Source organism: Pseudomonas sp. (assembly GCF_046581935.1).
Taxonomy (GTDB): Bacteria; Pseudomonadota; Gammaproteobacteria; order Pseudomonadales; family Pseudomonadaceae; genus Aquipseudomonas.
Genome location: NZ_JAYGFK010000014.1, coordinates 334,994 through 360,628 on the forward strand (window position 1 = coordinate 334,994; position 25,635 = coordinate 360,628).

At 58.4% G+C, this 25,635-nt stretch carries 26 protein-coding genes; 10 read left to right on the plus strand and 16 right to left on the minus strand.

The window, feature by feature from the left end:
* The 6 genes from ccoO (VCA57_RS12430) to ccoN (VCA57_RS12455) all read right to left on the minus strand — a co-directional run bounded on the left by ccoO (VCA57_RS12430) (position 1) and on the right by ccoN (VCA57_RS12455) (position 5,601).
* Positions 1–609 (minus strand): cytochrome-c oxidase, cbb3-type subunit II, encoded by a 609-nt coding sequence (gene ccoO, locus VCA57_RS12430; protein WP_411185340.1) that lies wholly within the window; start codon positions 607–609, stop codon positions 1–3.
* Positions 609–2,051 (minus strand): cytochrome-c oxidase, cbb3-type subunit I, encoded by a 1,443-nt coding sequence (gene ccoN, locus VCA57_RS12435; RefSeq protein WP_411185341.1) that lies wholly within the window; start codon positions 2,049–2,051, stop codon positions 609–611. The genes ccoO (VCA57_RS12430) and ccoN (VCA57_RS12435) overlap by 1 nt, the downstream gene beginning before the upstream one ends.
* 377 nt (positions 2,052–2,428) lie before the next feature.
* The gene (gene ccoP, locus VCA57_RS12440; RefSeq protein WP_411185342.1) at positions 2,429–3,367 is read right to left on the minus strand and encodes a cytochrome-c oxidase, cbb3-type subunit III; all 939 of its coding nucleotides are present in this window, start codon (positions 3,365–3,367) and stop codon (positions 2,429–2,431) included.
* The gene (locus VCA57_RS12445) at positions 3,364–3,549 is read right to left on the minus strand and encodes a cbb3-type cytochrome oxidase subunit 3 (RefSeq protein ID WP_411185343.1); all 186 of its coding nucleotides are present in this window, start codon (positions 3,547–3,549) and stop codon (positions 3,364–3,366) included. The genes ccoP and VCA57_RS12445 overlap by 4 nt, the downstream gene beginning before the upstream one ends.
* A gap of 4 nt (positions 3,550–3,553) precedes the next feature.
* Positions 3,554–4,162 carry a cytochrome-c oxidase, cbb3-type subunit II gene (gene ccoO / locus VCA57_RS12450; protein WP_411185344.1) on the minus strand — a complete coding sequence of 203 codons (609 nt, stop codon included), beginning with the start codon at positions 4,160–4,162 and terminating at the stop codon, positions 3,554–3,556.
* The gene (ccoN, locus tag VCA57_RS12455) at positions 4,162–5,601 is read right to left on the minus strand and encodes a cytochrome-c oxidase, cbb3-type subunit I (RefSeq protein WP_411185345.1); all 1,440 of its coding nucleotides are present in this window, start codon (positions 5,599–5,601) and stop codon (positions 4,162–4,164) included. Before ccoN (VCA57_RS12455) ends, ccoO (VCA57_RS12450) begins: the two co-directional genes overlap by 1 nt.
* Before the next feature lie 104 nt (positions 5,602–5,705).
* Here ccoN (VCA57_RS12455) and VCA57_RS12460 point away from each other — a divergent pair, with 104 nt between their 5' ends.
* Complete coding sequence (locus tag VCA57_RS12460) at positions 5,706–6,386, plus strand: alpha/beta family hydrolase (protein ID WP_411185346.1); 681 nt, start codon at positions 5,706–5,708, stop codon at positions 6,384–6,386.
* Positions 6,387–6,494: 108 nt separating this feature from the next.
* Positions 6,495–7,079 (plus strand): Fe-S biogenesis protein NfuA, encoded by a 585-nt coding sequence (gene nfuA / locus VCA57_RS12465; RefSeq protein WP_411185347.1) that lies wholly within the window; start codon positions 6,495–6,497, stop codon positions 7,077–7,079.
* Positions 7,080–7,232: 153 nt separating this feature from the next.
* Here nfuA and VCA57_RS12470 read toward each other — a convergent pair whose 3' ends face one another.
* Positions 7,233–8,264: an RNA methyltransferase gene (locus tag VCA57_RS12470; protein WP_411185348.1), complete on the minus strand. Its 1,032-nt coding sequence runs from the start codon at positions 8,262–8,264 to the stop codon at positions 7,233–7,235.
* Positions 8,265–8,420: 156 nt separating this feature from the next.
* Here VCA57_RS12470 and VCA57_RS12475 point away from each other — a divergent pair, with 156 nt between their 5' ends.
* Positions 8,421–8,723, plus strand: a complete 303-nt coding sequence (locus VCA57_RS12475; protein WP_411185349.1) for a DUF1883 domain-containing protein — start codon at positions 8,421–8,423, stop codon at positions 8,721–8,723.
* A gap of 56 nt (positions 8,724–8,779) precedes the next feature.
* Here VCA57_RS12475 and VCA57_RS12480 read toward each other — a convergent pair whose 3' ends face one another.
* On the minus strand, positions 8,780–9,676 hold the full coding sequence (locus tag VCA57_RS12480) for a DMT family transporter (protein ID WP_411185350.1): 897 nt from the start codon (positions 9,674–9,676) through the stop codon (positions 8,780–8,782).
* A 191-nt stretch (positions 9,677–9,867) separates the two neighbouring features.
* On the opposite strand from VCA57_RS12480, the gene aceK reads away from it, so the two are divergent.
* The 4 genes from aceK (at position 9,868) to VCA57_RS12500 (ending at position 12,763) form a co-directional block, all read left to right on the plus strand.
* Complete coding sequence (gene aceK, locus VCA57_RS12485) at positions 9,868–11,598, plus strand: bifunctional isocitrate dehydrogenase kinase/phosphatase (protein WP_411185351.1); 1,731 nt, start codon at positions 9,868–9,870, stop codon at positions 11,596–11,598.
* A gap of 299 nt (positions 11,599–11,897) precedes the next feature.
* Positions 11,898–12,170: a CopG family ribbon-helix-helix protein gene (locus VCA57_RS12490; protein WP_411185352.1), complete on the plus strand. Its 273-nt coding sequence runs from the start codon at positions 11,898–11,900 to the stop codon at positions 12,168–12,170.
* The gene (locus VCA57_RS12495) at positions 12,158–12,451 is read left to right on the plus strand and encodes a type II toxin-antitoxin system RelE/ParE family toxin (protein ID WP_411185353.1); all 294 of its coding nucleotides are present in this window, start codon (positions 12,158–12,160) and stop codon (positions 12,449–12,451) included. Before VCA57_RS12490 ends, VCA57_RS12495 begins: the two co-directional genes overlap by 13 nt.
* Positions 12,452–12,568: 117 nt before the next feature.
* Entirely contained in the window at positions 12,569–12,763 is a 195-nt protein-coding gene (locus tag VCA57_RS12500; protein WP_411185354.1) for a hypothetical protein, read from the plus strand.
* A gap of 119 nt (positions 12,764–12,882) precedes the next feature.
* Here VCA57_RS12500 and mqo read toward each other — a convergent pair whose 3' ends face one another.
* The 5 genes from mqo to VCA57_RS12525 form a co-directional block, all read right to left on the minus strand.
* Positions 12,883–14,478, minus strand: coding sequence for a malate dehydrogenase (quinone) (mqo, locus tag VCA57_RS12505; RefSeq protein ID WP_411185355.1), 1,596 nt, complete (start codon positions 14,476–14,478; stop codon positions 12,883–12,885).
* A gap of 403 nt (positions 14,479–14,881) precedes the next feature.
* The gene (folE, locus tag VCA57_RS12510; protein WP_411185356.1) at positions 14,882–15,430 is read right to left on the minus strand and encodes a GTP cyclohydrolase I FolE; all 549 of its coding nucleotides are present in this window, start codon (positions 15,428–15,430) and stop codon (positions 14,882–14,884) included.
* A gap of 86 nt (positions 15,431–15,516) precedes the next feature.
* A complete protein-coding gene (locus VCA57_RS12515) occupies positions 15,517–16,074 on the minus strand; it encodes a Smr/MutS family protein (protein WP_411185357.1) in 558 nt (185 codons plus the stop codon).
* A 61-nt stretch (positions 16,075–16,135) separates the two neighbouring features.
* The gene (locus VCA57_RS12520; RefSeq protein ID WP_411185358.1) at positions 16,136–16,456 is read right to left on the minus strand and encodes a hypothetical protein; all 321 of its coding nucleotides are present in this window, start codon (positions 16,454–16,456) and stop codon (positions 16,136–16,138) included.
* A 125-nt stretch (positions 16,457–16,581) separates the two neighbouring features.
* Entirely contained in the window at positions 16,582–17,178 is a 597-nt protein-coding gene (locus tag VCA57_RS12525; RefSeq protein WP_411185359.1) for a cysteine hydrolase family protein, read from the minus strand.
* A gap of 383 nt (positions 17,179–17,561) precedes the next feature.
* On the opposite strand from VCA57_RS12525, the gene prmB reads away from it, so the two are divergent.
* Entirely contained in the window at positions 17,562–18,494 is a 933-nt protein-coding gene (gene prmB, locus VCA57_RS12530) for a 50S ribosomal protein L3 N(5)-glutamine methyltransferase (protein ID WP_411185360.1), read from the plus strand.
* Between the two features lie 25 nt (positions 18,495–18,519).
* Here prmB and VCA57_RS12535 read toward each other — a convergent pair whose 3' ends face one another.
* Positions 18,520–21,999: a NahK/ErcS family hybrid sensor histidine kinase/response regulator gene (locus VCA57_RS12535; RefSeq protein WP_411185361.1), complete on the minus strand. Its 3,480-nt coding sequence runs from the start codon at positions 21,997–21,999 to the stop codon at positions 18,520–18,522.
* Between the two features lie 231 nt (positions 22,000–22,230).
* Between VCA57_RS12535 and VCA57_RS12540 the strand changes: the two genes are divergently transcribed.
* The gene (locus tag VCA57_RS12540) at positions 22,231–22,800 is read left to right on the plus strand and encodes a GNAT family N-acetyltransferase (protein WP_411185362.1); all 570 of its coding nucleotides are present in this window, start codon (positions 22,231–22,233) and stop codon (positions 22,798–22,800) included.
* A 12-nt stretch (positions 22,801–22,812) separates the two neighbouring features.
* Complete coding sequence (locus VCA57_RS12545; protein WP_411185363.1) at positions 22,813–23,640, plus strand: AraC family ligand binding domain-containing protein; 828 nt, start codon at positions 22,813–22,815, stop codon at positions 23,638–23,640.
* Here the strand turns inward: VCA57_RS12545 and VCA57_RS12550 are convergent.
* Together VCA57_RS12550 and VCA57_RS12555 are read right to left on the minus strand one after the other, a co-directional pair.
* A complete protein-coding gene (locus VCA57_RS12550) occupies positions 23,637–24,428 on the minus strand; it encodes a hypothetical protein (protein WP_411185364.1) in 792 nt (263 codons plus the stop codon). The two genes, VCA57_RS12545 and VCA57_RS12550, sit on opposite strands and share 4 nt — an antisense overlap.
* Before the next feature lie 70 nt (positions 24,429–24,498).
* Positions 24,499–25,482 (minus strand): alpha/beta hydrolase, encoded by a 984-nt coding sequence (locus tag VCA57_RS12555; RefSeq protein WP_411185365.1) that lies wholly within the window; start codon positions 25,480–25,482, stop codon positions 24,499–24,501.
* Positions 25,483–25,635: the final 153 nt, after the last annotated feature.

Consider the following 25,635-nt stretch of genomic DNA (forward strand, 5'->3'; position numbering starts at 1 on the left):
TTACCGTTTGTTCTTGATGGAAGTGCCGAGAACCTGCAGGTACGCAACCAGTGCGTCCATTTCGGTTTTGCCTTTGACAGCATCCTTGGCACCGGCGATGTCTTCGTCGGTGTAAGGGATGCCAAAGCCACGCATGACTTCCAGCTTCTTCGCCGTGTCCTTGCCATCAAGCTTGTGCTCGACGAGGAAGGGGTATGCCGGCATCTTCGACTCAGGTACCACGTTGCGCGGGTTGTACAGGTGCGCGCGGTGCCATTCATCCGAGTAACGACCACCAACACGGGCCAAATCCGGGCCGGTACGTTTGGAACCCCACAGGAATGGATGGTCCCAGACGCTTTCACCGGCTACCGAGTAGTGACCGTAGCGTTCAGTTTCAGCACGGAACGGACGGATCATTTGCGAGTGGCAACCGACGCAACCGTTCTTGATGTAGATGTCGCGGCCTTCCAGCTGCAGCGCGGTGTAAGGCTTGAGGCCTTCCACCGGCTCGTTGGTAACATCCTGGAAAAACAGCGGAACGATTTGAGTCAGGCCGCCGATGCTGACGGCCAGAACCATCAGCAACGCCATCAGGCCAATATTCTTCTCAAGGATTTCGTGTTTCATCAGTGCGCTACTCCGACTGGCATCTGTGCGGCGGCTTCGTATTCAGAAGCTTTAGCGGCACGCACGGTGCGATATGTGTTGTAAGCCATCAGCAGCATGCCGGTAACAAAGAAGGCACCGCCAATCATGCGCACCACGTAGCCTGGGTGGCTGGCTTCCAGTGCTTCAACGAAGGAGTAGGTGAGGGTGCCGTCTTCGTTGACTGCACGCCACATCAGGCCCTGGGTGATACCGTTAACCCACATCGAGGCGATGTACAGAACGGTACCGATGGTAGCCAGCCAGAAGTGGGCATTGATCAAGCCAACGCTGTGCATCTGCGGACGACCAAAGACCTTCGGCAGCATGTGGTACAGCGCGCCGATGGAGATCATCGCTACCCAGCCTAGAGCGCCGGCGTGTACGTGGCCGATGGTCCAGTCGGTGTAGTGGGACAGGGCGTTGACGGTCTTGATGGCCATCATCGGGCCCTCAAAGGTCGACATGCCGTAGAACGCCAGCGATACCACCAGGAAGCGTAGGATTGGGTCGGTGCGCAGTTTATGCCAAGCACCTGACAGGCTCATCATGCCGTTGATCATGCCGCCCCAGCTTGGGGCCAGGAGGATGATCGACATCGCCATGCCCAGGGACTGTGCCCAATCCGGCAGTGCGGTGTAGTGCAAGTGGTGCGGGCCAGCCCAGATGTACAGGGTGATCAGTGCCCAGAAATGCACGATGGACAAGCGATATGAGTAGATCGGGCGCTCGGCCTGCTTGGGTACGAAGTAGTACATCATCCCCAGGAAGCCAGTGGTCAGGAAGAAGCCCACAGCGTTGTGCCCGTACCACCACTGGATCATCGCGTCAGTCGCACCGGCATAAGCCGAGTAGGACTTGAACAGGCTGACCGGAACGGCAGCGCTGTTGACGATGTGCAGCATCGCGGTAACCAGAATGAAGGCACCGTAGAACCAGTTGCCCACATAGATGTGCTTGGTTTTACGTTTGACGATGGTGCCGAAGAACACCACGGCATAGGTGACCCAGACGATACCCAGGAGGATATCAATTGGCCATTCCAGCTCGGCGTATTCTTTGGACCCGGTGTAGCCCATCGGCAGCGTTATGACTGCTGCGACGATTACTGCTTGCCAGCCCCAGAAGGTGAAAGCAGCCAGACCATCGGAAATCAAGCGCGTCTGGCAGGTACGTTGCACCACATAGTAAGACGTGGAGAACAGTGCGCAGCCGCCGAAGGCGAAGATTACCGCGTTGGTGTGTAATGGGCGCAGACGGCCAAAGGTCGTCCACTCCATGCCAAGGTTGAGTTCAGGCCACACCAATTGTGCGGCGATGAAAACACCTAAAGACATGCCAATGACTCCCCAAATCACCGTCATTACGGCGAATTGGCGAACCACCTTGTAGTTATAAGCAGTCTGACTGATTGCTGTGCTCATTATGGGTTCCACGGTTAATGGATTTTTTAGGGGCAAAAATCGGCGGCAAGTATGGAGAAAGCAGTGTCTTATTGCAACGACACAAGCCGTTACAACTGGGCTCTCAAGGGCTTTAGGCAAGCACGCATGGCCACTTATACAGGGCTTTTGCCGCTAGCGTTAAACCCCATAAATGAGTAGCGCAAAGATGGGAATCGCCTTTGAGTTATGACAGGTGGCGACTGCGGTCAAGATTAGCTCAAGTCAAACCTTGCGCGTGCACTTGGTCGGAAGGGTGCGACTTTGGGTCGCATGGCTCGGGCGATTGCCCGGCGCGAGGAGGGGGTTAGGTTGCCTGGCGACGGTGAGCCGCCAGGCAATTATTGCGGATGGAGCAATTACTGGGCTGCGGCGCTCTTTTGCTGTTGGCTCAAACTCAATACATAAGCGGCCAGCAAGTGCACTTTGTCGTTGCCGAGGTACTGTTCCTGCGCAGGCATCTGACCATTGCGGCCGTGGCGGATGGTCTGCTGCAGTTGCACCAAGCTGCTGCCGTAGATCCAGCCCGCAGGGCTAGTCAGGTCCGGTGCGCCGAGCATTGCGGTGCCGGTGCCTTGTGCGCCATGGCAAGCCTGGCAGTTGCTGGCGAAGATTGCCGCGCCCTTTTCCAGGTCATAGCTCTTGTCGGCTGGCAGTGGCAGGCCGGCCAAATCCTTGCGTACATAGGCAGCGACCTGTTGCACGCCTTCTTCACCAATCACTGGTGCCCAGGCTGGCATGGCGCCCATACGACCATTGAGGATGGTGGTTTTGATGGTTTCAGGCTCGCCACCCCAGCGCCAATGGCTGTCAGTCAGGTTAGGGAAACCCACTGCGCCTTTGGCATCGGAGCCATGGCATACCGAGCAATAGGTGGCGAACATGCGGCCACCCATTTTCAGTGCTTGCTGGTCTTTAGCCACTTCTTCGAGGGGCATGGCTGCATATTTGGCGAAAATAGGCCCGTATAACTCGTCGGCCTTGTCTACCTCACGCTGCCATTGCTTAACCTGAGTCCAGCCGCCTTCATAACCCGGCAGTACGCCTTTCCAGTTGCCAAGGCCGGGATAAAGAATCAGATAGCCAACCGCGAACACCAAGGTGCCGAGAAACAGCATGAACCACCATTTTGGCAGTGGGTTGTCGTATTCCTCAATGCCGTCAAAGGCATGGCCCATGGTTTGTTCGGTAGGGTTTTTGTGGGTTTCGCTTTTGCGGGTGGCAAAAATCAGCCAGAACAGGGCGAGCAAACTGCCAACTGTCAGCAGGGTGATGTACCAGCTCCAGAAAGTGCTCATGGGGTCTTGCTCCTTGGTGCAGCCAGCTTGGATTCATCGGCAAAGGGCAGCAATGCGGCTTGATCGAAGGCCGCGCGACGCTTGCCGCTATAGGCCCATAACGCAACGCAGGTAAAGGACAACAGAACCAATGCTGTGCCGATGCCGCGTAATGTGCCGATATCAAGAAATTCGAATGACATGGCGCTACCTCTTGTTTTTCACGGCAGTGCCGAGCACTTGGAGGTAGGCGACGATGGCATCCATCTCGCTTTTGCCTTTGACCGCGTCACTGGCTCCGGCGATGTCTTCGTCGCTGTATGGCACGCCGAGCATGCGCAACGCTTTCATCTTGGCCGGGGTGTCTTGGCCGTCCAGGGTGTTTTCCACCAGCCACGGGTAGCCCGGCATTTTTGACTCAGGTACTACGTTGCGCGGGTTGTACAGGTGAGCGCGGTGCCATTCGTCCGAGTAGCGGCTGCCGACGCGGGCCAGGTCCGGGCCGGTACGCTTGGAGCCCCAGAGGAAGGGGTGGTCGTAGACACTTTCCCCGGCTACCGAGTAGTGGCCGTAGCGTTCGGTTTCAGCACGGAATGGGCGGATCATCTGCGAATGGCAGCCGACGCAGCCCTCGCGGATGTAAATGTCGCGACCTTCCAGTTGCACGGCGGTGTAGGGTTTGAGCCCGGCTACCGGTTCGTTGGTGATGTCTTGGAAGAACAGCGGGACGATCTGGGTCAGGCCGCCGATGCTCACGGCGAGTACCATCAACAGCGCCATTAGGCCGATATTCTTCTCGAGTATTTCGTGTCTCATCAGTGAGCTCCCTCAAGCGAAAACTGCGCAGCGGCTTCCATTTCTGCAGCCTTGGTATGACGCACGGTTTGCCAGACGTTCCAGGCCATCACCAGCATGCCGCTGAAGAAAATCCCGCCGCCGATTACCCGCACGATAAAGCCGGGGTGGCTGGCTTCCAGGGCTTCTACGAAGGAGTAAGTGAGGGTGCCGTCTTCGTTGACTGCACGCCACATCAGGCCTTGGGCGATGCCGTTGACCCACATCGAGGCGATGTACAGCACGGTGCCGATTGTGGCGAGCCAGAAGTGCACGTTGATCAGGCCGACGCTGTGCATTTCGTCGCGACCGAACACTTTAGGCAGCATGTGGTAGAGCGAACCGATCGACACCATGGCAACCCAGCCGAGCGCACCAGCGTGAACGTGGCCGATGGTCCAGTCGGTGTAGTGGGACAGGGCGTTGACGGTCTTGATGGCCATCATCGGGCCTTCAAAGGTCGACATGCCGTAGAACGCCAGCGATACCACCAGGAAGCGCAGGATTGGGTCGGTGCGCAACTTATGCCACGCGCCTGACAGCGTCATCATGCCGTTGATCATGCCGCCCCAGCTTGGAGCCAGCAGTACCAGCGACATCACCATGCCAAGTGACTGCGCCCAGTCTGGCAGCGCGGTGTAATGCAAGTGGTGCGGACCTGCCCAGATGTACAGGGTGATCAGCGCCCAGAAGTGCACGATGGACAGGCGGTACGAATACACCGGACGTCCGGCTTGCTTGGGTACGAAGTAGTACATCATCCCCAGGAAGCCCGCCGTGAGGAAGAAGCCCACCGCGTTGTGGCCGTACCACCATTGGATCATTGCATCGGTTGCACCGGCATAGGCCGAGTAGGACTTGGTCAGGGTTACGGGTACTTCCAGGTTGTTGACCAGATGCAGCAGCGCCACGGTCAGGATGAAGCTACCGAAGAACCAGTTGCCCACGTAGATGTGGCTGACGTTGCGCTTCATCACCGTGCCGAAGAACACCACGGCGTAGCTGACCCAGACGATGGTAATCAGTATGTCGATTGGCCATTCCAGCTCGGCGTATTCCTTGGAGCTGGTCCAGCCCATTGGCAGGCTGATGGCCGCCAGGACGATTACCAGTTGCCATCCCCAAAAGGTAAAAGCGGCAAGCTTGGGGGCGAACAAGGTAGTCTGCGAGGTGCGCTGCACCGCGTAGTAGCTGGTGGCAAACAGTGCGCAGCCACCGAAGGCGAAGATTACCGCGTTGGTGTGCAGCGGGCGCAGGCGTCCGAAGCTGGTCCACGGCAGGTTGAAGTTAAGTTCGGGCCAGGCAAGTTGCGCGGCGATAAACACGCCGAGCCCCATCCCGACAATGCCCCATACCACCGTCATGATGGCGAATTGGCGAACCACCTTGTAGTTATAGGCGGAACTGCTGGTTGTGTTCATGTCTGGGCTTCCATCCACGGTTATAGGCAGATCATTGAAAGTCAGTAGCTGCAGGCCTGTACGATCAGCGCCGCAGTCCAGCTGATTCATTACGCGAGGCAAGCATGAGCAAAGGGCAGGGGTTGGGTATTGACGAGGATCAATGCGAGCAAGGGCAGAGTGATGGCACCTGGCTGTGGGATCGGCCCGCCGGCGAAGTGCGTGCCACCTTGATTCTTGCTCACGGCGCCGGTGCGCCGATGGACAGCGAGTTTATGCAGCAGATGGCGCAAAGCCTTTCCGCGCGTGGGATTGCCGTGCTGCGCTTCGAGTTTGCCTATATGGCTGCGCGGCGCCTGGACGGTAAAAAGCGCCCCCCAAATCCGCAAGCCAAACTGCTCGAACAGTGGCGTGAGGTGTATTGCCAGGTGCGCCAACAAGTCGCAGGAACTTTGGCTATCGGTGGTAAGTCCATGGGCGGGCGCATGGCTAGCCTGCTCGCCGATGAATTGGGTGCCGATGCGCTGGTCTGCTTGGGTTATCCCTTCTATGCTGTCGGCAAACCGGAAAAACCACGGGTAGCGCATCTGGCTGAGTTGAAAACGCCGACGCTGATCGTTCAGGGCGAGCGCGATGCTCTAGGCAATCGCCAAGCGGTTGCCGGCTACGCGCTATCTGAGTCGATCAAGCTGCATTGGCTGGTTGCCGCTGATCACGACCTTAAGCCGTTGAAAAGCTCAGGCTTCACTCATCAACAACACCTGCTCAGTGCTGCCGATACGATTGCGGTGTTTCTTGGCGCATAGCCCTGCTTGCGTGAGGTTTAGTTAGTGGCGTTTATCCTACTAAAATACTAGGACTTTGCCGGCGCTGGCGAGTGGCGTACACTGCGCCCATGTTTGCGAGGAGTTGCCATGAGCACCATTACTATTACCGACGCTGCCCACGATTATCTGGCTGACCTGCTGAGTAAGCAGAACACCCCGGGCATCGGCATTCGCGTTTTTATCACCCAGCCGGGCACCCAGTACGCTGAAACCTGCATTGCCTACTGCAAGCCAGGCGAGCAGAAAGCTGAAGACACTGCGCTTGGTTTGGCGAGTTTTACGGCCTGGATCGACGCCGTTAGCGAGCCGTTCCTCGACGATGCTGTGGTCGACTACGCCACCGACCGTATGGGCGGCCAGCTGACCATCAAGGCGCCAAACGCTAAGGTGCCGATGGTCAATGAAGACAGCCCGATCAACGAGCGCATCAGTTATTACCTGCAAACCGAGATCAATCCCGGTTTGGCTAGCCATGGCGGCGAAGTCAGCCTGATCGACGTGGTCGAAGATGGTATTGCGGTGCTCAAGTTCGGCGGTGGCTGCCAGGGCTGCGGCCAGGTCGATCTGACCCTCAAAGAGGGCATCGAAAAAACCCTGCTTGAACGTATTCCTGAGCTTAAAGGCGTGCGTGACGTAACCGATCACAGCATCAAGGAAAATGCCTACTATTAAGTAGCTAGCCAAACAAAAATGCCCGCGCTCTGCGGGCATTTTTTATTAGGGTTTGTTGCCGTTTCACTCGCTGCAACGCGGCTCTCGGTGAAACGGCAACAGGCTCTAGTGTGGGAGGGGCTTTAGCCGCGACGGCAACAGTGCAGTCATCGCTTATGCACGGCTTTTTCGGCGCTCCAGTACTGCGGTCGCGCGTGCGCGCAGCTGGCCACAGCCGCCATCAATGTCCTGACCCGCCGAGTTGCGCACCTTGGTCAGCACGCCACGGCTGTGCAGGTAGCGCACAATCTGCACGATACGCTCACCATCGGGGCGCTGGAATTCATCCGCCTCCAGGCTGTTGTAAGGGATCAGGTTCATGATCGCGTACTTGCCCTTGAGCAGGCGCAGGATGCCGTCCATTTCTTCCTGACTGTCGTTGATGCCCTTGAGCAGCGTCCACTGATACTGGATCGGGTAATCGATCTGCCGTGCGTAGGTTTCGCCCAGTTCGACCAGTTCTTCAGGATCAATGCGTGGTGCACGTGGCAGCAATTGTTGGCGTAATTCGGCGTCAGTGGTGTGCAACGACAGAGCCAGAGCAGGTTTGATCTGCTGCTGTGGCAGGCGCTCGAACACGCGCGGGTCGCCGACGGTGGAAAACACCAGGTTGCGCTGGCCGATACCGCCTTCAGTGCCAAGCAGCGTGATGGCGTCCAGTACGTTGTCGAGGTTGTGGGCGGGCTCACCCATGCCCATAAACACCACCTTCTTTACCGACCGAAAACGCCGGGCCAGCGCCACCTGGGCAAGGATTTCACTGCTCGTCAGTTGGCGCAGCAGACCGCTTTTACCGGTCATGCAGAACACGCAACCCACCGCGCAACCCACCTGGCTGGACACACACAGGCCATCACGGGGTAGCAGTACGCTTTCCACCATTTGCTTGTCAGCCAGCTCCACCAGCAGGCGTGCCGAACCATCTGTAGCCGGGTGTTCGGAACTTAGTCGGGCCAACCCGTCGAGTTCACTGCTCAACTGTGGCAGGGCATTACGCACAGCCAGCGGCAGGAAATTCTCGGTTTTCTGGTTGCGCGTGCCGGTATCCAGCGGCTTGCCGCCCAGCCAGGCACGGGTGATACGCCCGATGTGCATGGGCTTGGCACCGAGGTCGCTGAGGCGTTGCTGAAAATCGTGGATATGCATGGGGCGCGCATGCTACCACCGCCTAGGTTGCGGCGGTATGCGTGGAGTTGAGTAAGTACTGTCGGCTCAGGTAAAACTGCTTAGCCTTTGCTCAACCCTCGTCAGGCACTCATACTAGCGGCCTGATTGGCCTGACCCAGCTGTGCGGAGCGGTAGATGAAATTTATACACCAGCGCGAACACCTCAACGAAGACGACGTCGTCGTGATCGAGTGCTCGCAGACCTGCAATATTCGCCTGATGAGCGATGCCAACTTCCGCAGCTTCAAGAATGGCGGCCGGCACACCTACCACGGTGGTGCGTTCGACACCTTCCCGGCCAAGATCACCGTGCCCAGCAGCGGATTCTGGAATATCACCATCGACACGGTTTCGCGCAAAGCCATCAGCGTCACGCGCAAACCTACGCTCAAACATTCGATCAAGATTATCCGTAAGTCGACCTCACGCCTGAGCTGATGCTTGCTGCGTATTTAAAAAGCCCGCTGCCACAGCGGGCTTTTTGTTGGCGGTTATTAGCTTGATTTGGCTGTTGTGGTTGGTCGCACCACCAGCCACAGGGCAATGGCGATCAACACACCGCCATACAGGTAGGCCCAGGACAGTGGCTCATCCAGCAGCAACGCGCCCCAGAGCACGCCAAAGGGTGGGATGAGAAAGGTGGTGGTACTGGCCTTGATCGGCCCAACGTCGCTGAGCAGGCGGAAATACAGCACGTAAGCCAGTGCCGTGCAGATGAAGCCCAGCCCCGCCAGTGACAGCCAGACGTCAAGCCCGCCCCAACTGGCGGGTTGCGCTATGAGCAACGAGCCGCCAAACAAGGGCAACAGAAACAAGCTCGCGCCACACAGGCTGGCAAAGGCTGTCAGGCGGTTATCCAGGCCACCTTGCTGGCCAATCCAGCGCCGGGCGAGAAAGCCGGCAAAACCATAGCAGGCGGTCGCCACCAGGCAGGCGGCCGCACCGAATAGCAGGTTTAGGTCGAACTCCACCGGGCCGGTGCGAGTTAGCACCGCCACGCCAAATAAACCGATGGCCACACCAGCGGCTTTACTCAGGGTCAGGGCTTCGGCAAAGAACAGCATGCCAATCAGCACGCCCATCATCGGTGTGGTGGCATTGAAAATAGCCGAGTAGCCAGCTGGCAACACCATTGCTGCCATGCAGTACATGGCAGACGGTAGGCCGGCATTAATCACCCCAAGTACCAGGCAGTGTTTGAGTTTGCCGTTGAAGTCCCAGCGCACGCGCATCAGCAACAGTATTGCCAGCAACCCGAGCATGCCCAGGCTGGCGCGGAAGAACGCGGTTGGCATGCTGCCCAATACCGGCGCTACGATGCGCATAAATAAAAAGCTTGCGCCCCAGATGGCAGCAAGTGACAACAGGCGTGTTAGGTCGGCGATGCGCACGACGAACTCCACAGCAGTGAGAAAGGCTGCGCAGTGTTGCCGGGCAGCTGCGCTAAGGCAATTCGAAAAGCGCTTTCAAACTGCCTGACTGGCAATATTTCATCGCCTAAGCGCGTATCCATGCATTGCCGGCTTTACATGGCGTGTTCACTGGATAAGCTCGGTTAAGTTTCCGCTAAAGGGCTTTACTCATGCCACAGCAATGGCCAGCCAGCGCGATTGCCGCGCTTATTCTCGAAGGCTTTGACGATTACCGCGAACAGTTTCGGCAAATTACCAACGGCGCACGGCTGCGTTTTGAGCAGGCGCAGTGGCAGGAAATCCAGCAAGCTTCAGCGGTGCGAATTGCCTTGTATGAGGAATTCGTCAGTGCGGTCAGCGAGCGGTTGCGTAGCGCCGGCGATGTAGAGGTGCTGATGGATGTGCAGCAGTGGCCGCTGGTCAAGTCGGCCTACATCGCCTTGATCGACCTGCGTTACGACGATGAATTGGCAGAAACCTGGTTCAATTCGATTTTTTGCAGCCTGTTCAGCCATGACCAGATCAACGACGGCTGCATGTTTATTCATACCACCCGCCCAGCTTTACGGCGCAATGAGCGTACACCGCAGACAAGGCTGTACGAGCCTGCGGGTGATGTTGAGCAGGCGCTGCGGCAGATCTTCGCCGACTTCAGCTTTGAAGTCGGTTATGAAGACCACGAGCGCGATCTGGCGCGTTTGCTCAAGCAGTTGCGCGCCAGCCTGCCGGATTGGGTATGCAAAGACCCAGACCTGCGCATAGAGCTGTTTGCTTCGCGGCTATACCGCAACAAGGGCGCCTACTTGGTCGGGCGCATCTTCACCCATGACGAACAATGGCCATTGGTGATCCCGTTATTGCATCGCGAGGGCCGGGGCATCCAGATTGATGCGCTGATCACCGATGAGGCCGAGGTGTCGATTATCTTCTCGTTCACCCGTTCCTATTTCATGGTGCGGGTGGGCTATCCGGCCGAGTTTGTCGGGTTTCTCAAGCGCATCCTGCCGGGCAAACACATTGCCGAGCTGTATACCTCTATCGGGTTTTATAAACACGGCAAGTCAGAGTTTTATCGCTCGCTGATCAACCATCTGGCGACCACTGACGACAAATTCGTCATGGCTCCGGGCGTGCGCGGCATGGTGATGAGCGTGTTTACCCTGCCAGGCTTCAACACCGTGTTTAAAGTCATCAAGGACCGTTTCTCACCCTCGAAAACCGTTGACCGCGGCACGGTGATTGAGAAGTACCGCTTGGTGAAAACCGTCGACCGGGTAGGGCGTATGGCCGATACCCAAGAGTTCGCCGATTTCCGCTTTCCGCTGAGCAAGTTCGACCCGCAGTGCCTGGCTGAATTGCTGGAAGTGGCCCCTTCTACCATTGAGGTTAATGGCGACACGGTGCTGGTGCGTCACTGCTGGACGGAGCGGCGCATGACGCCGCTGAACCTGTACGTGGAAAGCGCCAGCGAAGCCCAGGTGCGTGAGGTGTTGGAGGACTATGGCCTGGCCATCAAGCAACTGGCTGCGGCGAATATTTTCCCAGGCGATATGTTGCTGAAGAACTTCGGCGTAACCCGTCACGGCCGCGTGGTGTTCTACGACTACGACGAGATCTGCTTTCTGACTGAGGCCAACTTTCGGCGCATTCCACCACCGCGTTATCCCGAAGATGAGATGGCCGCCGAGCCTTGGTATTCGGTCGCGCCGCTGGATGTATTCCCCGAGGAATTTCCGCCGTTTCTGTTTGCCGATAGCAAGCAGCGCAAGCTGTTCAGCGAACTGCACGGCAACCTGTATGACGCCGACTACTGGAAGAGCCTGCAAGCGGCGATTCGCGACGGCAAGGTGATTGATGTGTTCCCGTATCGGCGCAAGGACCAGGCAGACCGGGAGTATTGACGCGCCGGCTCTGCGTTGGCTGGCGGATAGATCGCAACTGGTCTGAAAGCATTGGATTTGCCGGGATTCACTCAAGTCACTGTTGGAGAAAAGCAGGTTTTGCAGGCAAAAAACTGGCTTGTGGTCGGCGTTTTATAAAAACTAAATCCTTGATTTATATAGTTTAATTTCTATATGCCTGTTTGTACCCCCATCCACGTTCTGCGTGGCATCGACTGTCTTCTAGACGCATGGACAGATGAACTGGGTGACTGATACCTTATCAAAAGGTAATACCTTTAGATAACGAGGGTTCGGCTATGGCCACTTCTATCAAAATTGATGACGAGCTGAAAAGTCGCATTCAGCACTTGGCTGGTCTGCGTCAACGTTCGCCCCACTGGATTATGCGCGAAGCGATAGCGCAGTACGTTGAGCGCGAGGAAGCCCGTGAGAGTTTCAAACAAGAAGCCTTGGCGTCGTGGGCGGCGTATCAGGAAACAGGTCGGCATCTGACCGGCCAAGAGACGCGGGCCTGGCTCAATACCTGGGGCACTGAGGCTGAGGCGGAGCTTCCCAAGTGCCACGACTGATTATCACTGAAGGTGCTGCGCAAGGGCTTGAGCGTTGTCGTCAGTTTCTTGTCGAGAAAGGCCCGCAGATTGCTCGGCGAGCCGCTCAGGCGATTGAACGACAATTCGTCCGATTGGAAGATGGCCCGGAAGTAGGTCGCCCATTTCCAGAGCTGCCGGAGTTGCGTGAGCTAATTATCGAGTTCGGTGATTCTGGTTATGTGGCGCTCTATCGGCATGAGCGCGCGGATGATGCTGTCTATGTATTGGCCTTTCGGCATCAGAAAGAAGTCGGTTACTGAGCAAGGCTGCGTATTTTCAGCGGTTTGAGATCGGTCTGCCCAGTCTCCAGAAAGCCCTAAGTAGCTTGGTTGTTATTGGTTCAATTCAATAGTGCGGAATTTGCAGGGATCAGCATCATGACGCCAGAGTTAAAAGCCCGTCAGCAAATCGACTCAGATATTTTCTGGTTGAAATATGACAGCCTGGACAACTTGGACGATCTGCCGCTACCCGATGTGCTTCAGCTGGAAATTATCGAGCACCTCGAAGCCGCCTTGCTTGCATTTCGTGAGGTTTCTTTGAGTTTGCCCCGGTCTGAGGTCGGTGATTGAGTCTGGCCACTGCGAGGATGATGACGAGGAATAACTGTCGCGGGCTCAATCGGTGTGCCCGCGACATCTGCTCCCTGCAACTTGTAAGTACGGCTTACAGGTTCATCCCCAGGCGCGTGCTACTGCGCCGCGCTGGCCTCTGTGGTGAGGGCCAGCGGTTGTACTTCAGTGAACTCCAGTTGCAGGCGTTCGCTGCTCCAGGCGCGGGTCTTGTTGGTCAACTCCAGGTTGCCTTCAAGCTTCTGGCCGTAGGAGGGGATGATTTCCTTCAACTTGGCCTGCCAGGCTGGGCTCTGCACCTTGTCCTTGAAGGTGCGCTCAAGCAGGTGAAGCATGATCGGTGCAGCCGTTGATGCGCCCGGTGAGGCACCGAGCAGGGCGGCGATGCTGCCATCTGCGGAGCTGACCACTTCGGTACCGAATTGCAAGATGCCGCCTTTGTCGGCGTCTTTCTTGATGATCTGCACGCGTTGGCCGGCTTGCAGCAGGTGCCAGTCTTGGTTTTTGGCTGCCGGGAAGTAGTTACGCAGCGAGTCCATGCGGTCGTCCTGGCTTTGCACCAGTTGACCCATCAAGTAGGTGGTCAACGACATGTTGTCCAGGCCCGCGTGGGCCATCGGCATGACGTTGTGAGTCGTCAGGCTGCCGAACATGTCCGTCCAGGAACCGTTTTTCAGGAACTTGGTGGAGAAGGTAGCGAAGGGACCGAACAGCAGCGCCTTCTTGCCATCAATCACGCGAGTATCCAGGTGCGGTACTGACATGGGCGGCGAGCCGACCGAAGCCATACCGTAAACTTTGGCCTGGTGTTGGCTGACCAATTCCTGGTTTTCGCTAACCAGCCACTGGCCACCCACCGGGAAGCCTGCATAGCCGTCGGCTTCCGGAATGCCGGATTTCTGCAGCAGCTTGAGGGCACCGCCACCTGCGCCAATAAACACGAAGCGGGCGTTAACAGCGTTTTCAAGGCCGTCATTGGCCAGGTCGGCGATCACGACCTTCCAGGTGCCATCGTCGTTGCGCACAATGTCACGCACTTCATGCTGCAGGTGCAGCTTGAAGGTGTCCTTCTGGTTCAGCGAGTCGATCAACTGGCGGGTGATTTCACCGAAGTTGACGTCAGTGCCGAAGGTCACACGGGTCGCTGCGATTTTTTCACCCGGCTGGCGCTCGGCCATGATCAGCGGGACCCATTCGGCAATTTTGGCCGGGTCTTCGGAGAATTCCATACCGCGGAATAGCGTGCTGCTCTGCAGGGCCTCGTAACGCTTCTTGAGGAACGCGGTGTTTTTATCACCCCAGACGAAGCTCATGTGCGGCACGTTGTTGATGAACGACTTGGGGTTGTTAAGGATGCGTTGATCGACCTGATAGGCCCAGAATTGCTTGGAGATCTCGAACGACTCGTTGATCGTCACAGCCTTGCTGATATCGATGGAACCGTCAGGTTTTTCCGGGGTGTAGTTCAGTTCGGCGAGTGCTGAGTGACCGGTGCCAGCGTTGTTCCAGGCGTTGGAGCTTTCAGCGGCGACTTGGTCGAGGCGCTCGTAGAGATCGATGGTCCAGGTGGGTTCCAGCTCTGTGAGGTAGGTGCCGAGGCTGGCGCTCATGATGCCGCCGCCAATCAATAGAACATCTACGGTTTTTTCTGGCTCGGGTTGCTTGGCGCAACCGATCACGCTCAGGCATAGCGTGGCCAATAGAAGCTTTTTCATTAAACCAACCATCTTTAATCGGTGAAGTCAGGATGACGCCCTATGGCCGACGCGGGATCAGCTATGCAGCAATAGCGGATGTGCCCATCATCTGCTGACAGGCGCGTTGTAGGGGGTATAGGGCGTCGTGTGCAAAACGACAGCGACTTCGGGTACAGGCGATTAAAACCTGCAGAAAAACGCGGGGTGCGCTGGCGTTACAGGTCTTATCGCAAGATGCATGCCCATCACTGCAATATCCCTGCTTGCGGCATGCTGCCGCAGTAGAGCAGCACTAAATACCAGGAAGATGTGGCGTGATCTCGCCATATGCTGGCGGTTTCATCGTGTTTTGTGGCGGATTGTCGCCGCTAGGCAAGCCTAAAAAAACCGGCCGGAGCCGGTTTTTTGCTAGCTGAGTTGATCAGTTATTGACCAGGCTGAGGAACTCGCTGCGTGTGGCGGCGTTTTCGCGGAATTCGCCAAGCATCACTGAGGTGACCATGGAGGAGTTCTGCTTTTCTACACCACGCATCATCATGCACATGTGCTGCGCCTCGATCACCACGGCAACACCCAGGGCGCCGGTGACCTGCTGGATGGCTTCAGCGATCTGCCGGCTGAGGTTTTCCTGGATCTGCAGGCGGCGCGCGTACATATCGACGATGCGCGCGACTTTCGACAGACCGAGCACTTTGCCGCTGGGGATATAAGCGACGTGGGCCTTGCCGATAAAGGGCAGCAAATGGTGCTCACACAGTGAATACAACTCGATGTTCTTCACCAGCACCATTTCGCTGTTGTCGGAGCTGAACAGCGCGCCATTAGTGACCTCGTCGAGGGTCTCTTGGTAGCCTTTGCACAGGTACTGCATGGCTTTGGCGGCGCGTTTTGGCGTATCGAGCAGGCCTTCGCGGGATACGTCCTCGCCAAGTTTGCCGAGGATCGCGGTGTAATTCTGTTCCAGGGACATGGACAATCTCGTTGGTCTTTCCGAAGGGCGCAGGTTAGGCCGCGAGGGCTGGGCTGGCAAGTGCGCAGGCCACCAGCCAGCGTGGCTTATTCGTCGCGGCCATCCATCATGGTGCGTTTAAGCATGACGTAAACCGCGCCGGTACCGCCGTGTTTGGCCAGGCAAGAGGTAAAGCCCAGTACTTGTGGATGCTGGCGTAGCCAGGTGTTGACGTGGCTCTTGATCATCGGCTTACGGCCATCCATACGCACCGCTTTGCCGTGGGTGATGCGTACGCAGCGCACTTCTAGCTTGTTGGCCTCGGCAATGAACTCCCAGAGCGTATCGCGGGCCTTTTCCACGCTCATGCCGTGCAGGTCGAGGCTGCCCTCGAAGCTGATCTGACCCAGCTTGAGTTTGCGCATCTGGCCTTCTTGCACGCCGTTGGCCGACCAGTACAGCGGGTCTTCAGCGCCCACATCAATCACGAATTGATCAGACAGGCCGTCGACCTTAATCGAGTCTACGCGCGCCGTGGCCGCCTGGCGCAGGGTGGCCAGTTGGGCACGGTTGGGTTTTGCTTTGCCGGTATCTGCGCGGTCATGCTTGATCGGTTTTACGCCGCGCAATTCGGCTTTAAAGAGAGAGAAGTCGTCGTCTTGCATCTGGGCCTCCGCGAAGGCCGCTAGTGTAACCAACCTGCCGTCATCGTGCTGTGCGGATGAATCAGTCGCGTTTCTTCATCAGGTGCGGTGCCATGCTCAGGTCGCTGGCATGTCTTGAGCGGCGTCGGCAGCGACGCCAGAGCATCACGCCGACGTACAGCAAAGCCAGGCCGATGAGCGCGAACAAACCGGCCGCAACAGCGGATTCGTTAAGCGGCCCCAATACTGAGTGCTGGCCGAGTAGGGCAGCAATGCCGGCCATGCTCAGCAGGACGCCGAACGTGGCCAGCAACGCAGCGAATGCCGCGCCCAGACGTAAACGCCAGGTGCCGGCACTACGTGGACGCAAGCGGCGAGCGTCAAAACCGTCGGATTGCTTCATGCCGATGTCCTCATGCCGATTTCCTCTATGGCTATCGGCGGTATGACCGGCAGCTGCCGGTGTGGTTCAACCGCTGCAGGTGAGCAGTGCGCAGGCTGTGATCAATAGCGCGTTTGCCAGTGGCGTCAAAGCAAGGCGCTGGCGCACGGCACCACGGCAGAAAAATTGTCAGCGAGGGCGATCATTTCGGCCCTGTGCATATCGGCGGCGCTGATCACCTGGCCATCAAGGGTCGGTAGATCGCGGGTGGCGCAAGCGGCATCGACCACGGTACAGCGGTAACCATAATCCTTGGTCGCACGCACGGTGGTGCTGATGCTGGAGTGGGTCATAAATCCGCAGACGATCAAGTCCAGGTGACCTAGTGCTTGCAGACGGTCATGCAGGTCGGTGCCATTGAAGGCATTGGGCATGCGCTTTTCAACGACGATTTCCCCCGGCAAGGGTGCCGCTTCTGGCAGATGCACGCCGCGCGGGCCGCGTGGGTCGAGCAGGCCGTCAGGGATGCCGAGATGTTTGACGTGGACGATGGCGCTGCCCAGTTCGCGGGCGGCGGCGAGCAGTTTGGCAATCTCTTCTAAGGCCGCATCCAGCCCTGGTAACTGCAAGACGCCGCTGCGGTACTCCTCTTGCGCATCAATTACCAGCAGGGTCGCGTTACTCAGGCTGGCGGGAGCATGGCTGCGGCCAGTGAGGGCGAACATTGTTTTTGGGGTGGACATGGCAGGAACTCCAGGCTGGCATGGACAGTCCACCCATTGTCCACCTGTGTTGCGCTGCTGTGAACCTTTGTCCTGATGATCTTGCTTGCTGTTTGTGTAATGAGCAAAATCAGCTAGCTGCCGAGGACCGGCAATTTCAAGCAAAAGGAGCTGCGTTATGAGCCTGATAAGTCTATTTACCGAGTATTTCTGGCTGTTGTTTGCCCTGGCCGTTTCCGTCGCCGTGTTGCGTGAGCTGTATCTGAAACGTGACGAAACACCCTCCGACGACTGAGCAAGGAACACCCTGGAACGGTTGTCTCTGCTGAGTTTGCTCGCGCCGCGCAGGCAGTAATGCCGGCACAATGGGCTAGAATGCAGCACTTTTTCTGCGGAGAGCTACCGTGACCGACGCTACAAACGCCCATCCAACCCGCCTGCGCAGTATCCGTGACTACATTCGCTGGGCGGTTAGTCGGTTTCATGGCGAAGAACTGTTTTTTGGCCATGGCACCGATAACGCCTGGGATGAAGCCCGCCAGCTGGTGCTGGGTGCCCTGCATTTACCTTATGAAATTGCCGACAGCTACCTCGATTGCCGCCTAGAGCATGACGAGCATGCGCACCTGCACGACTTGTTGCAGCAGCGTATTGAGGCGCGCGTGCCCACGGCCTACCTGCTGGGCGAAGCCGTGTTCTGCGGCCTGCCATTTATTGTTGATGAGCGGGTGCTGATCCCGCGTTCACCTATTGCCGAATTGATCGAACAGCATTTTGAGCCTTGGCTGGCTATGCAGCCGGCGCGGATTCTTGACCTGTGCACGGGCTCGGGCTGTATCGGTATCGCTTGTGCTTATGAGTTTCTCGATGCTGAGGTGGTGCTCGGCGACTTGTCTTATGACGCGCTGGAAGTGGCTAACCAGAACATCGAGCGGCATGAACTGGGCGAGCGTGTGTACACCGTGCAGGGCGATGGTTTTGCCGGTTTGCCGGGGCAGCGATTTGATCTGATTGTCTCCAACCCGCCCTATGTCGACGCCGAGGACTTCGCCGATATGCCGGCCGAGTATCAGCATGAGCCAGAGCTTGGTCTGGCCTGTGGCGAGGATGGTCTGGATTTAGTGCGGCGGATGTTGGCCGAAGCGGCTGATCACCTGAGCGAGAAGGGTGTGTTAATCGTCGAAGTCGGCAACAGCCAGGTGCATGTTGAAGCCCTGTACCCGGAAGTCGATTTCACCTGGCTGGAGTTCGAACGCGGCGGTCATGGCGTATTTTTGCTGGCTGCCCAGCAGTGTCGCGAGCATCAGGCGCTATTCCGTCAGCGCCTGCAGGGTTGAGATTCAATTTGTAGCGTGCTGCGCCTCAGCGCAGCGGCAAATGGCGGCTTAACAAGGCGCGCAAGGCGGCTGGTTTGACCGGTTTGCTTAGGTAACCGAGGCCGGCGGCATGCACCTGAGCGATCAGCTCGGGGCGGCCATCGGCGCTGATCACAACGCCTGGTATCGGTTCCGCCATACGGGTGCGTAACCAGGCCATCAACTCGGTGCCGGTTTCGCCGTCATCGAGGTGAAAGTCCACCAGGGCCAGTTGCGGGCGCATGTTTTCGCCCAGCAATTGCTCGCACTCCAAGCGGGTGCGCGCTGTCCACACCTGACAACCCCAGCGCGAAAGCAGGCTGTGCATGCCGGTAAGGATGCTGTCTTCGTTGTCCACGCAGAGTACTTGAATACCGGATAGCGCTTGGCCGTTGTGGTCCGCTTTGGCGGCTACTGGCGCTGCCGCTTCGGCATGCTGTGCCAAGGGCACGGTGACGCTGAATACGCTGCCACGGCCTGGCCAGGAGCGGACTTCCAGCTTATGTTCCAAGACTCGGCACAAACCATCGGCAATCGCCAGGCCCAGTCCCAGGCCTTTTTCGGCGCGGGTTTGGTGGCTGTCGAGGCGTTTGAATTCCTCAAATATCACCTTGCGTTTGTCGTCGGGAATCCCCGGTCCACGGTCCCATACTTCCAGGCGCAACTGTCTACCCTGGTGACGCACGCCCAGCAGAACGCGGCCTTTGGCGTAGCGGAAGGCATTGGTCAGGAAGTTCTGCAGGATGCGCCGTAGCAACTTGATGTCACTGTCGACCCGCAGGTTGCTGCCGCGCAGGCGGAAGTCCACACCCTGCTCAGCTGCCAGCGCCTTGAATTCTGCGCCAAGGGTGTCGAACAGGTTGTTCAGGGCAAAGCTGTGACGATTCGGGGTGATGCGGCCGTTCTCCAGGCGTGAGATATCCAGCAGGTCGCTGATCAGGTCTTCGGCTGAGCGCAGTGAGCTGTCTAGGTGGTGCACTAGTTCGCGGGCATCCTGAGGCAGGGCGTCGTCCTGGTGAGCGAGTGCGGCGGAGAATAGGCGGGCTGCGTTGAGTGGCTGCATCAGATCGTGGCTGACGGCCGCGAGAAAGCGGGTCTTCGATTGGTTGGCGGCTTCTGCGACCCCCTTGGCTGCGGTTAATGCCAGGTTGAGCTGTGACAGTTCATGGGTACGTTCGCTGACCCGTTGCTCAAGGCCTTCGTTGGCCGCCTTGAGTGCGCGCTCGGCCTCACGAAACTCGGTGATGTCGGTAAAGCTCATGACGAAACCGCCGCCGGGCATCGGGTTGCCGATCAGTTCGATCACCCGGCCATTGGGGAACAGGCGCTCAGAGGTGTGCGCTGTGCCCTGGCGCATCCAGTACAGGCGCTTGCTGACGTGTTCGTCGATGTCACCGCCGCCTAGCAGGCCGCGTTCGGCATTGAAGCGGATCAGTTCGGCCACGGGGCGGCCGACATAGACCAGGCCGTCTGGGTAGTTGAACAGCTCGATATAGCGGTGGTTCCAGGCCACCAGGCGCAGTGACTGATCAACCACGCTGATGCCCTGGGTGATGTTCTCAATGGCACCTTGTAGCAGGGCGCGGTTGAACTGCAGCACTTCACTGGCTTCGTCGACGATGCGTACCACGTCCTCGACATGCATCTCCCGGCCTTCGATGGCGGCCTTGACCACTGCGCGAGTCGAGGACGCACCCAGTACGCCGGCCAGCAGGCGTTCGGTATGGGCAATCCAGTCGCTGTTGGCGGTCTGGTTGGGATCGAAGCTACGTCCTTGGCGGTAAGCGAAGCGCATGAAACTATGGCGCGCGCGGTCTTCACCGACAAAGCGGTTGGCCAGTAGCAGCAGGTCACCGACCTGTACCGCCAGCATGCTACGGTTGCTCGGTTTGGTGCCCAGGTCATGGCCGATAAACCGCCCTGCCTGCCAATGTTCTGCCACTCGGGTGCGAGAGAAGTAAGAGACCCAGGCAAACAGCAGGAAGTTACCGGCCAGCGACAGTACGACGCCGCGTGTTAACGGATCGACTTTTATTCCGATATCTGCATACAGAAGTGGTTGCAGCGCAGGGAAGGCCTCGAGTGGCCAGCCCAGTCCGCGTGCTACCAACGGCATGACCAAGGTGTAGCACCAGATCAGCGCGCCCACGAACAAACCGGCAAACACTCCCTGACGGTTGGCCTGCTTCCACACCAGCGCGCCGAACATGGCCGGAGCCAACTGGCCGATGGCCGCAAAGGACACTTGGCCGATGGTCGCCAGGCTGGCATTGGAGCCGAGCAGGCGATAGCACACGTAGGCCAAGAGCAGAATGAGAACGATGCTGACCCGGCGCGCAGTAAGCATCCAGTGACGGAAGGCCTCAAAAGGTCGTTCTGTGTTCTGCCGGCGTAGCAGCCAGGGCAGCAGCATGTCGTTGGAAATCATCGTTGATAGCGCCACCGACGCCACGATAACCATACCTGTGGCTGCTGAGGCACCGCCGATAAACGCCAACAAGGCCAGCGCCGGATGCGCTTCGGCCAGCGGCAGGCTGATCACGAAGGAGTCCGGGGTGACTCCGTCAGGCAGCAACATTTGCCCGGCCAGGGCAATGGGTACGACAAACAGTGCGGCAAGTATCAGGTACGTGGGGAAAACCCAGCGCGCCAGGCGCAGGTCCTTGGGCTCGATGTTCTCCACCACCGCCACATGGAACTGCCGCGGCAGGCAGATGATGGCGATCATCGCCAAGCCGGTTTGCATCATCATTGCCGGCCAGTTCACGGTTTCTGCCCAGAATTCTTTTAGCTCAGGGTTGGCTGTGGCTTGGCTGAACAGGTCGCTAAAGCCGTTGTACAAGCCATAGGTGACAAATGCGCCAACGGCGAGAAAAGCCAGGAGCTTGACCAGCGATTCGAAGGCAATTGCCAGCACCATGCCGCGGTGGTGCTCGGTGACATCCAGGTTGCGTGTGCCGAACAAAATTGTGAACAGGGCCAGCACCAGCGAGACGATCAATGCGGTGTCTTGCGCACTGGTACCGCTGGCGCCTGCGCCTTCGCCAATCAGCAGGTTGACGCCCAGCACGATGCCTTTGAGCTGTAGCGCGATATAGGGCAGCACGCCAACCAGGCAAACCAGCGCCACTACCACTGCCAGAGCCTGGGATTTGCCGTAGCGCGCGGCGATAAAGTCGGCGATTGAGGTGATGTTTTCCTGCTTGCTGATCATCACCATCTTCTGCAGCACCCACGGGGTGAAGACCAGAATGATGATCGGGCCAAGGTAGATCGGCAGAAACGCCCAGAGTTGCTCGGTGGCCTGACCGACCGCGCCGAAGAAGGTCCAACTGGTGCAGTACACAGCCAGCGACAGGCTATAGACCCAGGCTCTAACACGGGGCGGCAGTGGCGTGGAACGGCGGTCGCCATAGAAGGCGATAGCGAACAGAATGGCCATGTAAATCAGCGCAACTGCGGCGATCAGCCCACTGGACAGGGTCATGCATACTCCGAAAGCAAACTATAGGGGGTTATCACGGTCGTAACTGGTAGCGCAGCGGCTGCCCTGAGCCTACCGCATCAGAGCCTACGGCAGATGATTGGCAGCAGTCTCGCAGCAAAGTGTCGAGTCGTCAGGCACGACCAAGGTCGAACTTATTGCTGTTGCGGATTGTGCACACTGGCTCGCGCTGTTAGCGTGTCGCGCCTGCGACTCTGTCCGAGGAGGGACCCTATGTTCAAGCCGCAACTGATAACCCTGCAACGTGGCGCGTTGCGCATCGAGCCGATGGTCGATGCTGATATTCCTGCATTGGTGAGCCTGGCTGAAGCCAACCGCGCCGAGTTGCTCTACATGAATGGCACCCAGCGGCTGGACTGGTACCGCGAGGGCCTGAGCGAACAGCGCGAAGGGCGCGCCTTGCCCTTTACTATCCGGCTTGGCGAGCAACTGGTTGGTACCACGCGCTTTGCCGATTTTGTCAGCAGTCTGCCGGCTACTGAAATCGGCTGGACCTGGCTGGATCGTAGCCAGCACGGCACGGGCCTCAACAGCACCGTTAAATACCTGATGCTCAGGCATGCCTTCGAGAATTGGGGCATGGTGCGTGTGCAGCTGAAAACCGCTGCCAGTAATCTGCGCTCGCAACGCGCCATCGAAAAACTCGGGGCACTGCGCGAAGGCGTGTTACGCAATCACCGCCGGCTGGCCGATGGGCGACTGGATGACACCGTGCTGTACAGCATCACCGACCATGATTGGCCAGCGATCAAGCAGCAACTGGAGGCGCGTTTCAGCGGTTGAGGCATGGCGCAGGTGGGCACCGAACAGACACGCTTCTGGCAATCGCGCGAGCTTGGCGGTATTGAGCTGCTGCATGCGCATTACATTGAGCAGCGTTTTTCTCCCCATGTGCATGAAGGCTTTGTCTTCACGGTAATCGAGCAGGGTGCCCAACGCTTTCGCCATCGTGGCAGCGACCACTTGGCTTCAGCCGGCAGCATGGTGCTGATCAACCCCGACGAACTGCATACCGGCTCTAAGGCCCATGATCAGGGTTGGTACTATCGCGGCTTCTATCCTGGCAACGCGCAGGTCGGCGGGGTGTTGGCGGAGCTGGAGTTGGGGCGGCAAGGCATGCCGTCGTTTGCCCTCAGCGTATTGCACGACCCGCAACTGCATCGTCAGTTTGTTGCCTTGCATCAGTTGCTGGACAGCCAGGCGTCGGCGCTGCAGTTGCAGACCGCCTGGCGCGAGGCCGTTCTGTTGCTGTTTCAGCGCCATGCGCGCTTACCTGAAGGGCTGGTTCCGGGGCATGAGCCGCGCGCTGTAAGCCGAGCCAAAGAGCTGCTGGCCAGCCAGTTGGCAACGCCTCCCTCACTGGAGCAGTTGGCGCAGGCGGTGGGCTTGTCGCCGTTTCATTTCGCTCGGGTATTTCGCCGCGCCACTGGCTTGCCGCCACACAGTTGGCTGATGCAGCGGCGTTTGGAGCAGGCGCGGGCGCTGCTGCGCTCGGGCTGCGCGCCGCTGGCGGTGGCCATGCAGCTGGGTTTTGCTGATCAGAGCCACCTGAGTCGACAGTTCAAACAAGCCTATGGTGTGGCGCCGGGGCAGTACCGTCAGGCTCGTGCTGAGGTTTCTTAGTGGGTGGCAATCCAGATCAGCAGGCCGGCCTGAAACACGGAGAAGGCCACCAGGCAGGTGATGGTAAAGCGCAGGCCAGTGTCATCGCGCTTGAACACATCGATACGCGTTTCCAGTTTGCGGATCTTCACGTCCTGCTCTCGCAGATTCTGATCGGCTTGTTGCAGCATGCTCGCTGCATCTAATAGCTCGATGATCTGCACCTTCTCCGCCTGCCAGTCGCCATGCAGCGAGCTAACTCGGGCGGCACCGCATTGCGCCTTGATCCGCAGCGGATCAAGGTATTCAACGACAAAACCCTGGGCTTGCAAGCAGTGGTCGCGACGGCTGCGGGCTTCCTCGCTGAAGGCGTCCTTGCTGGGTAATGGGGTGTTTTCTACCTGGTAATGGGCGAAGTGCTGACGGGCCCAGTCGATTCCTTGGGCCAGCAAAAAACGCCCCAAACCACGGTTCTCCGGCTCTATTGTCAGGCCGCTTTCAGGGCCAAAGCGGATCATGCGCTGTGCATGGTCGGCCCAGACCTCAAGGATATTTTGTTCCTTGCGTACGCGCTGGCCGGGTAGTTGTAAGGTCAGGCGCAGCAGGCTGTGCTGCTTGCCCAGGCGTTCAACCTTGCCCAGTTGGATAAAGCGCAGGGGCCGCGCACCGGTGTGGCGGTCTGTCGGCAAGGCTGCCAGACGCAGCAGGCTCAGGTGCTCGGGAGCAAGCTCTGCCCACGGGTGGGCTTGCTCGACGACTTCCTGTGGTGCGGCGTCGGTGTCGATTTGCGGCGCGGGGCTGTCGGTCATAAACGGCGGTCCTGTGCGCGACGCCGGTACTGGTGTCGCCTGCTCATTGCGCTTATCGGCCGCCCGTCGGTTAACTAGAGGCTGGTATTTTGCCGGTGCGCTGGATGAACTGGGCGATGTGTTCGCCCAAGCCTTGGGCCAACGGTAACCGAGGATTGTTATAGCTGGCCAGTTGCGCGGGCAAATCCAGCGCGCTAATGCGCAGCATATGGTTCATGCCGGGGATGATCAGCAGCTCCGCATCGGGTTTGGCTGCTTGCAGGGCGCGGGCATCGGCGACGCTGACTTGGATATCGTGGCTGCCTTGTACGATCAGCGCCGGGATGGGCAGTTGGGCAAAGGCCTGGCCAGGGTTCTGTTGCAGCAGTGAGATCAGGTAAGGCTGCACGCTAGGGCGAAACAGCACTTGCAACTGTTTGGGCACCTGCGGGGTGAGTTGTCCGGCCAGTAGGCGGTCGAGCAGTTGATTGCTTTGTTCGAGCAGCGGCGGCGGTAGGCGTGCGGCCAGTTGCTCACGCAAGAGTTGGTCAATTGGCCGTGAACTGCCGGCTATCGATACCAGCGCATCGGCTTTAGCCTGTTCGGCCGCGAGGCTGGCGATCAGCGCACCTTCGCTGTGGCCAATCAGAATCAGCCGGTCAAACGCTGGGTCGGCCATCAGCAAGTGTGCCCAAGCCACGGCATCGCTGACATAGCTTGCGACACTCAGGTCGCGTTCATCTGGGGTAGCAGCGCGGCTGGCGGCTACGCCGCGTTTGTCATAGCGCAGGCTGGCGATACCTTGTTTAGCCAAGCTCTGGGCCAGGCGCTTGAGGCTGTCGCTTTGGCCGCCTTCCGGGTTATTGCCGTCGCGGTCAGTCGGCCCGGAGCCAGCAATCAGCAAGGCCACAGCCACTGGGGTTGTGCCGCTGGGCTTGAGCAAGGTGCCATACAGCGTGCCTTGGGCGGTTTGCAGGCGCATCGGTTGTTGCACGCTGCTGTGCGTAGCGCTTTGGGATGCAGCTTGAGCCAGCGGCGGAAGTAGGCAAAGGGTCAATAGAAGCGCTCGCAACATGGATAACAACTGCCAGAGGGGGAAACCCTTGGACGCATATCTAGCGCTAAGGTTCGAGGGTGATCTGTACGGACGCCGCAGGTATACTTGCCGACTTCATTTAAGTAGGGCGTTGCGCCAGTTAGCGCGGCCCTGCGCTGATTCTCGCGGAGC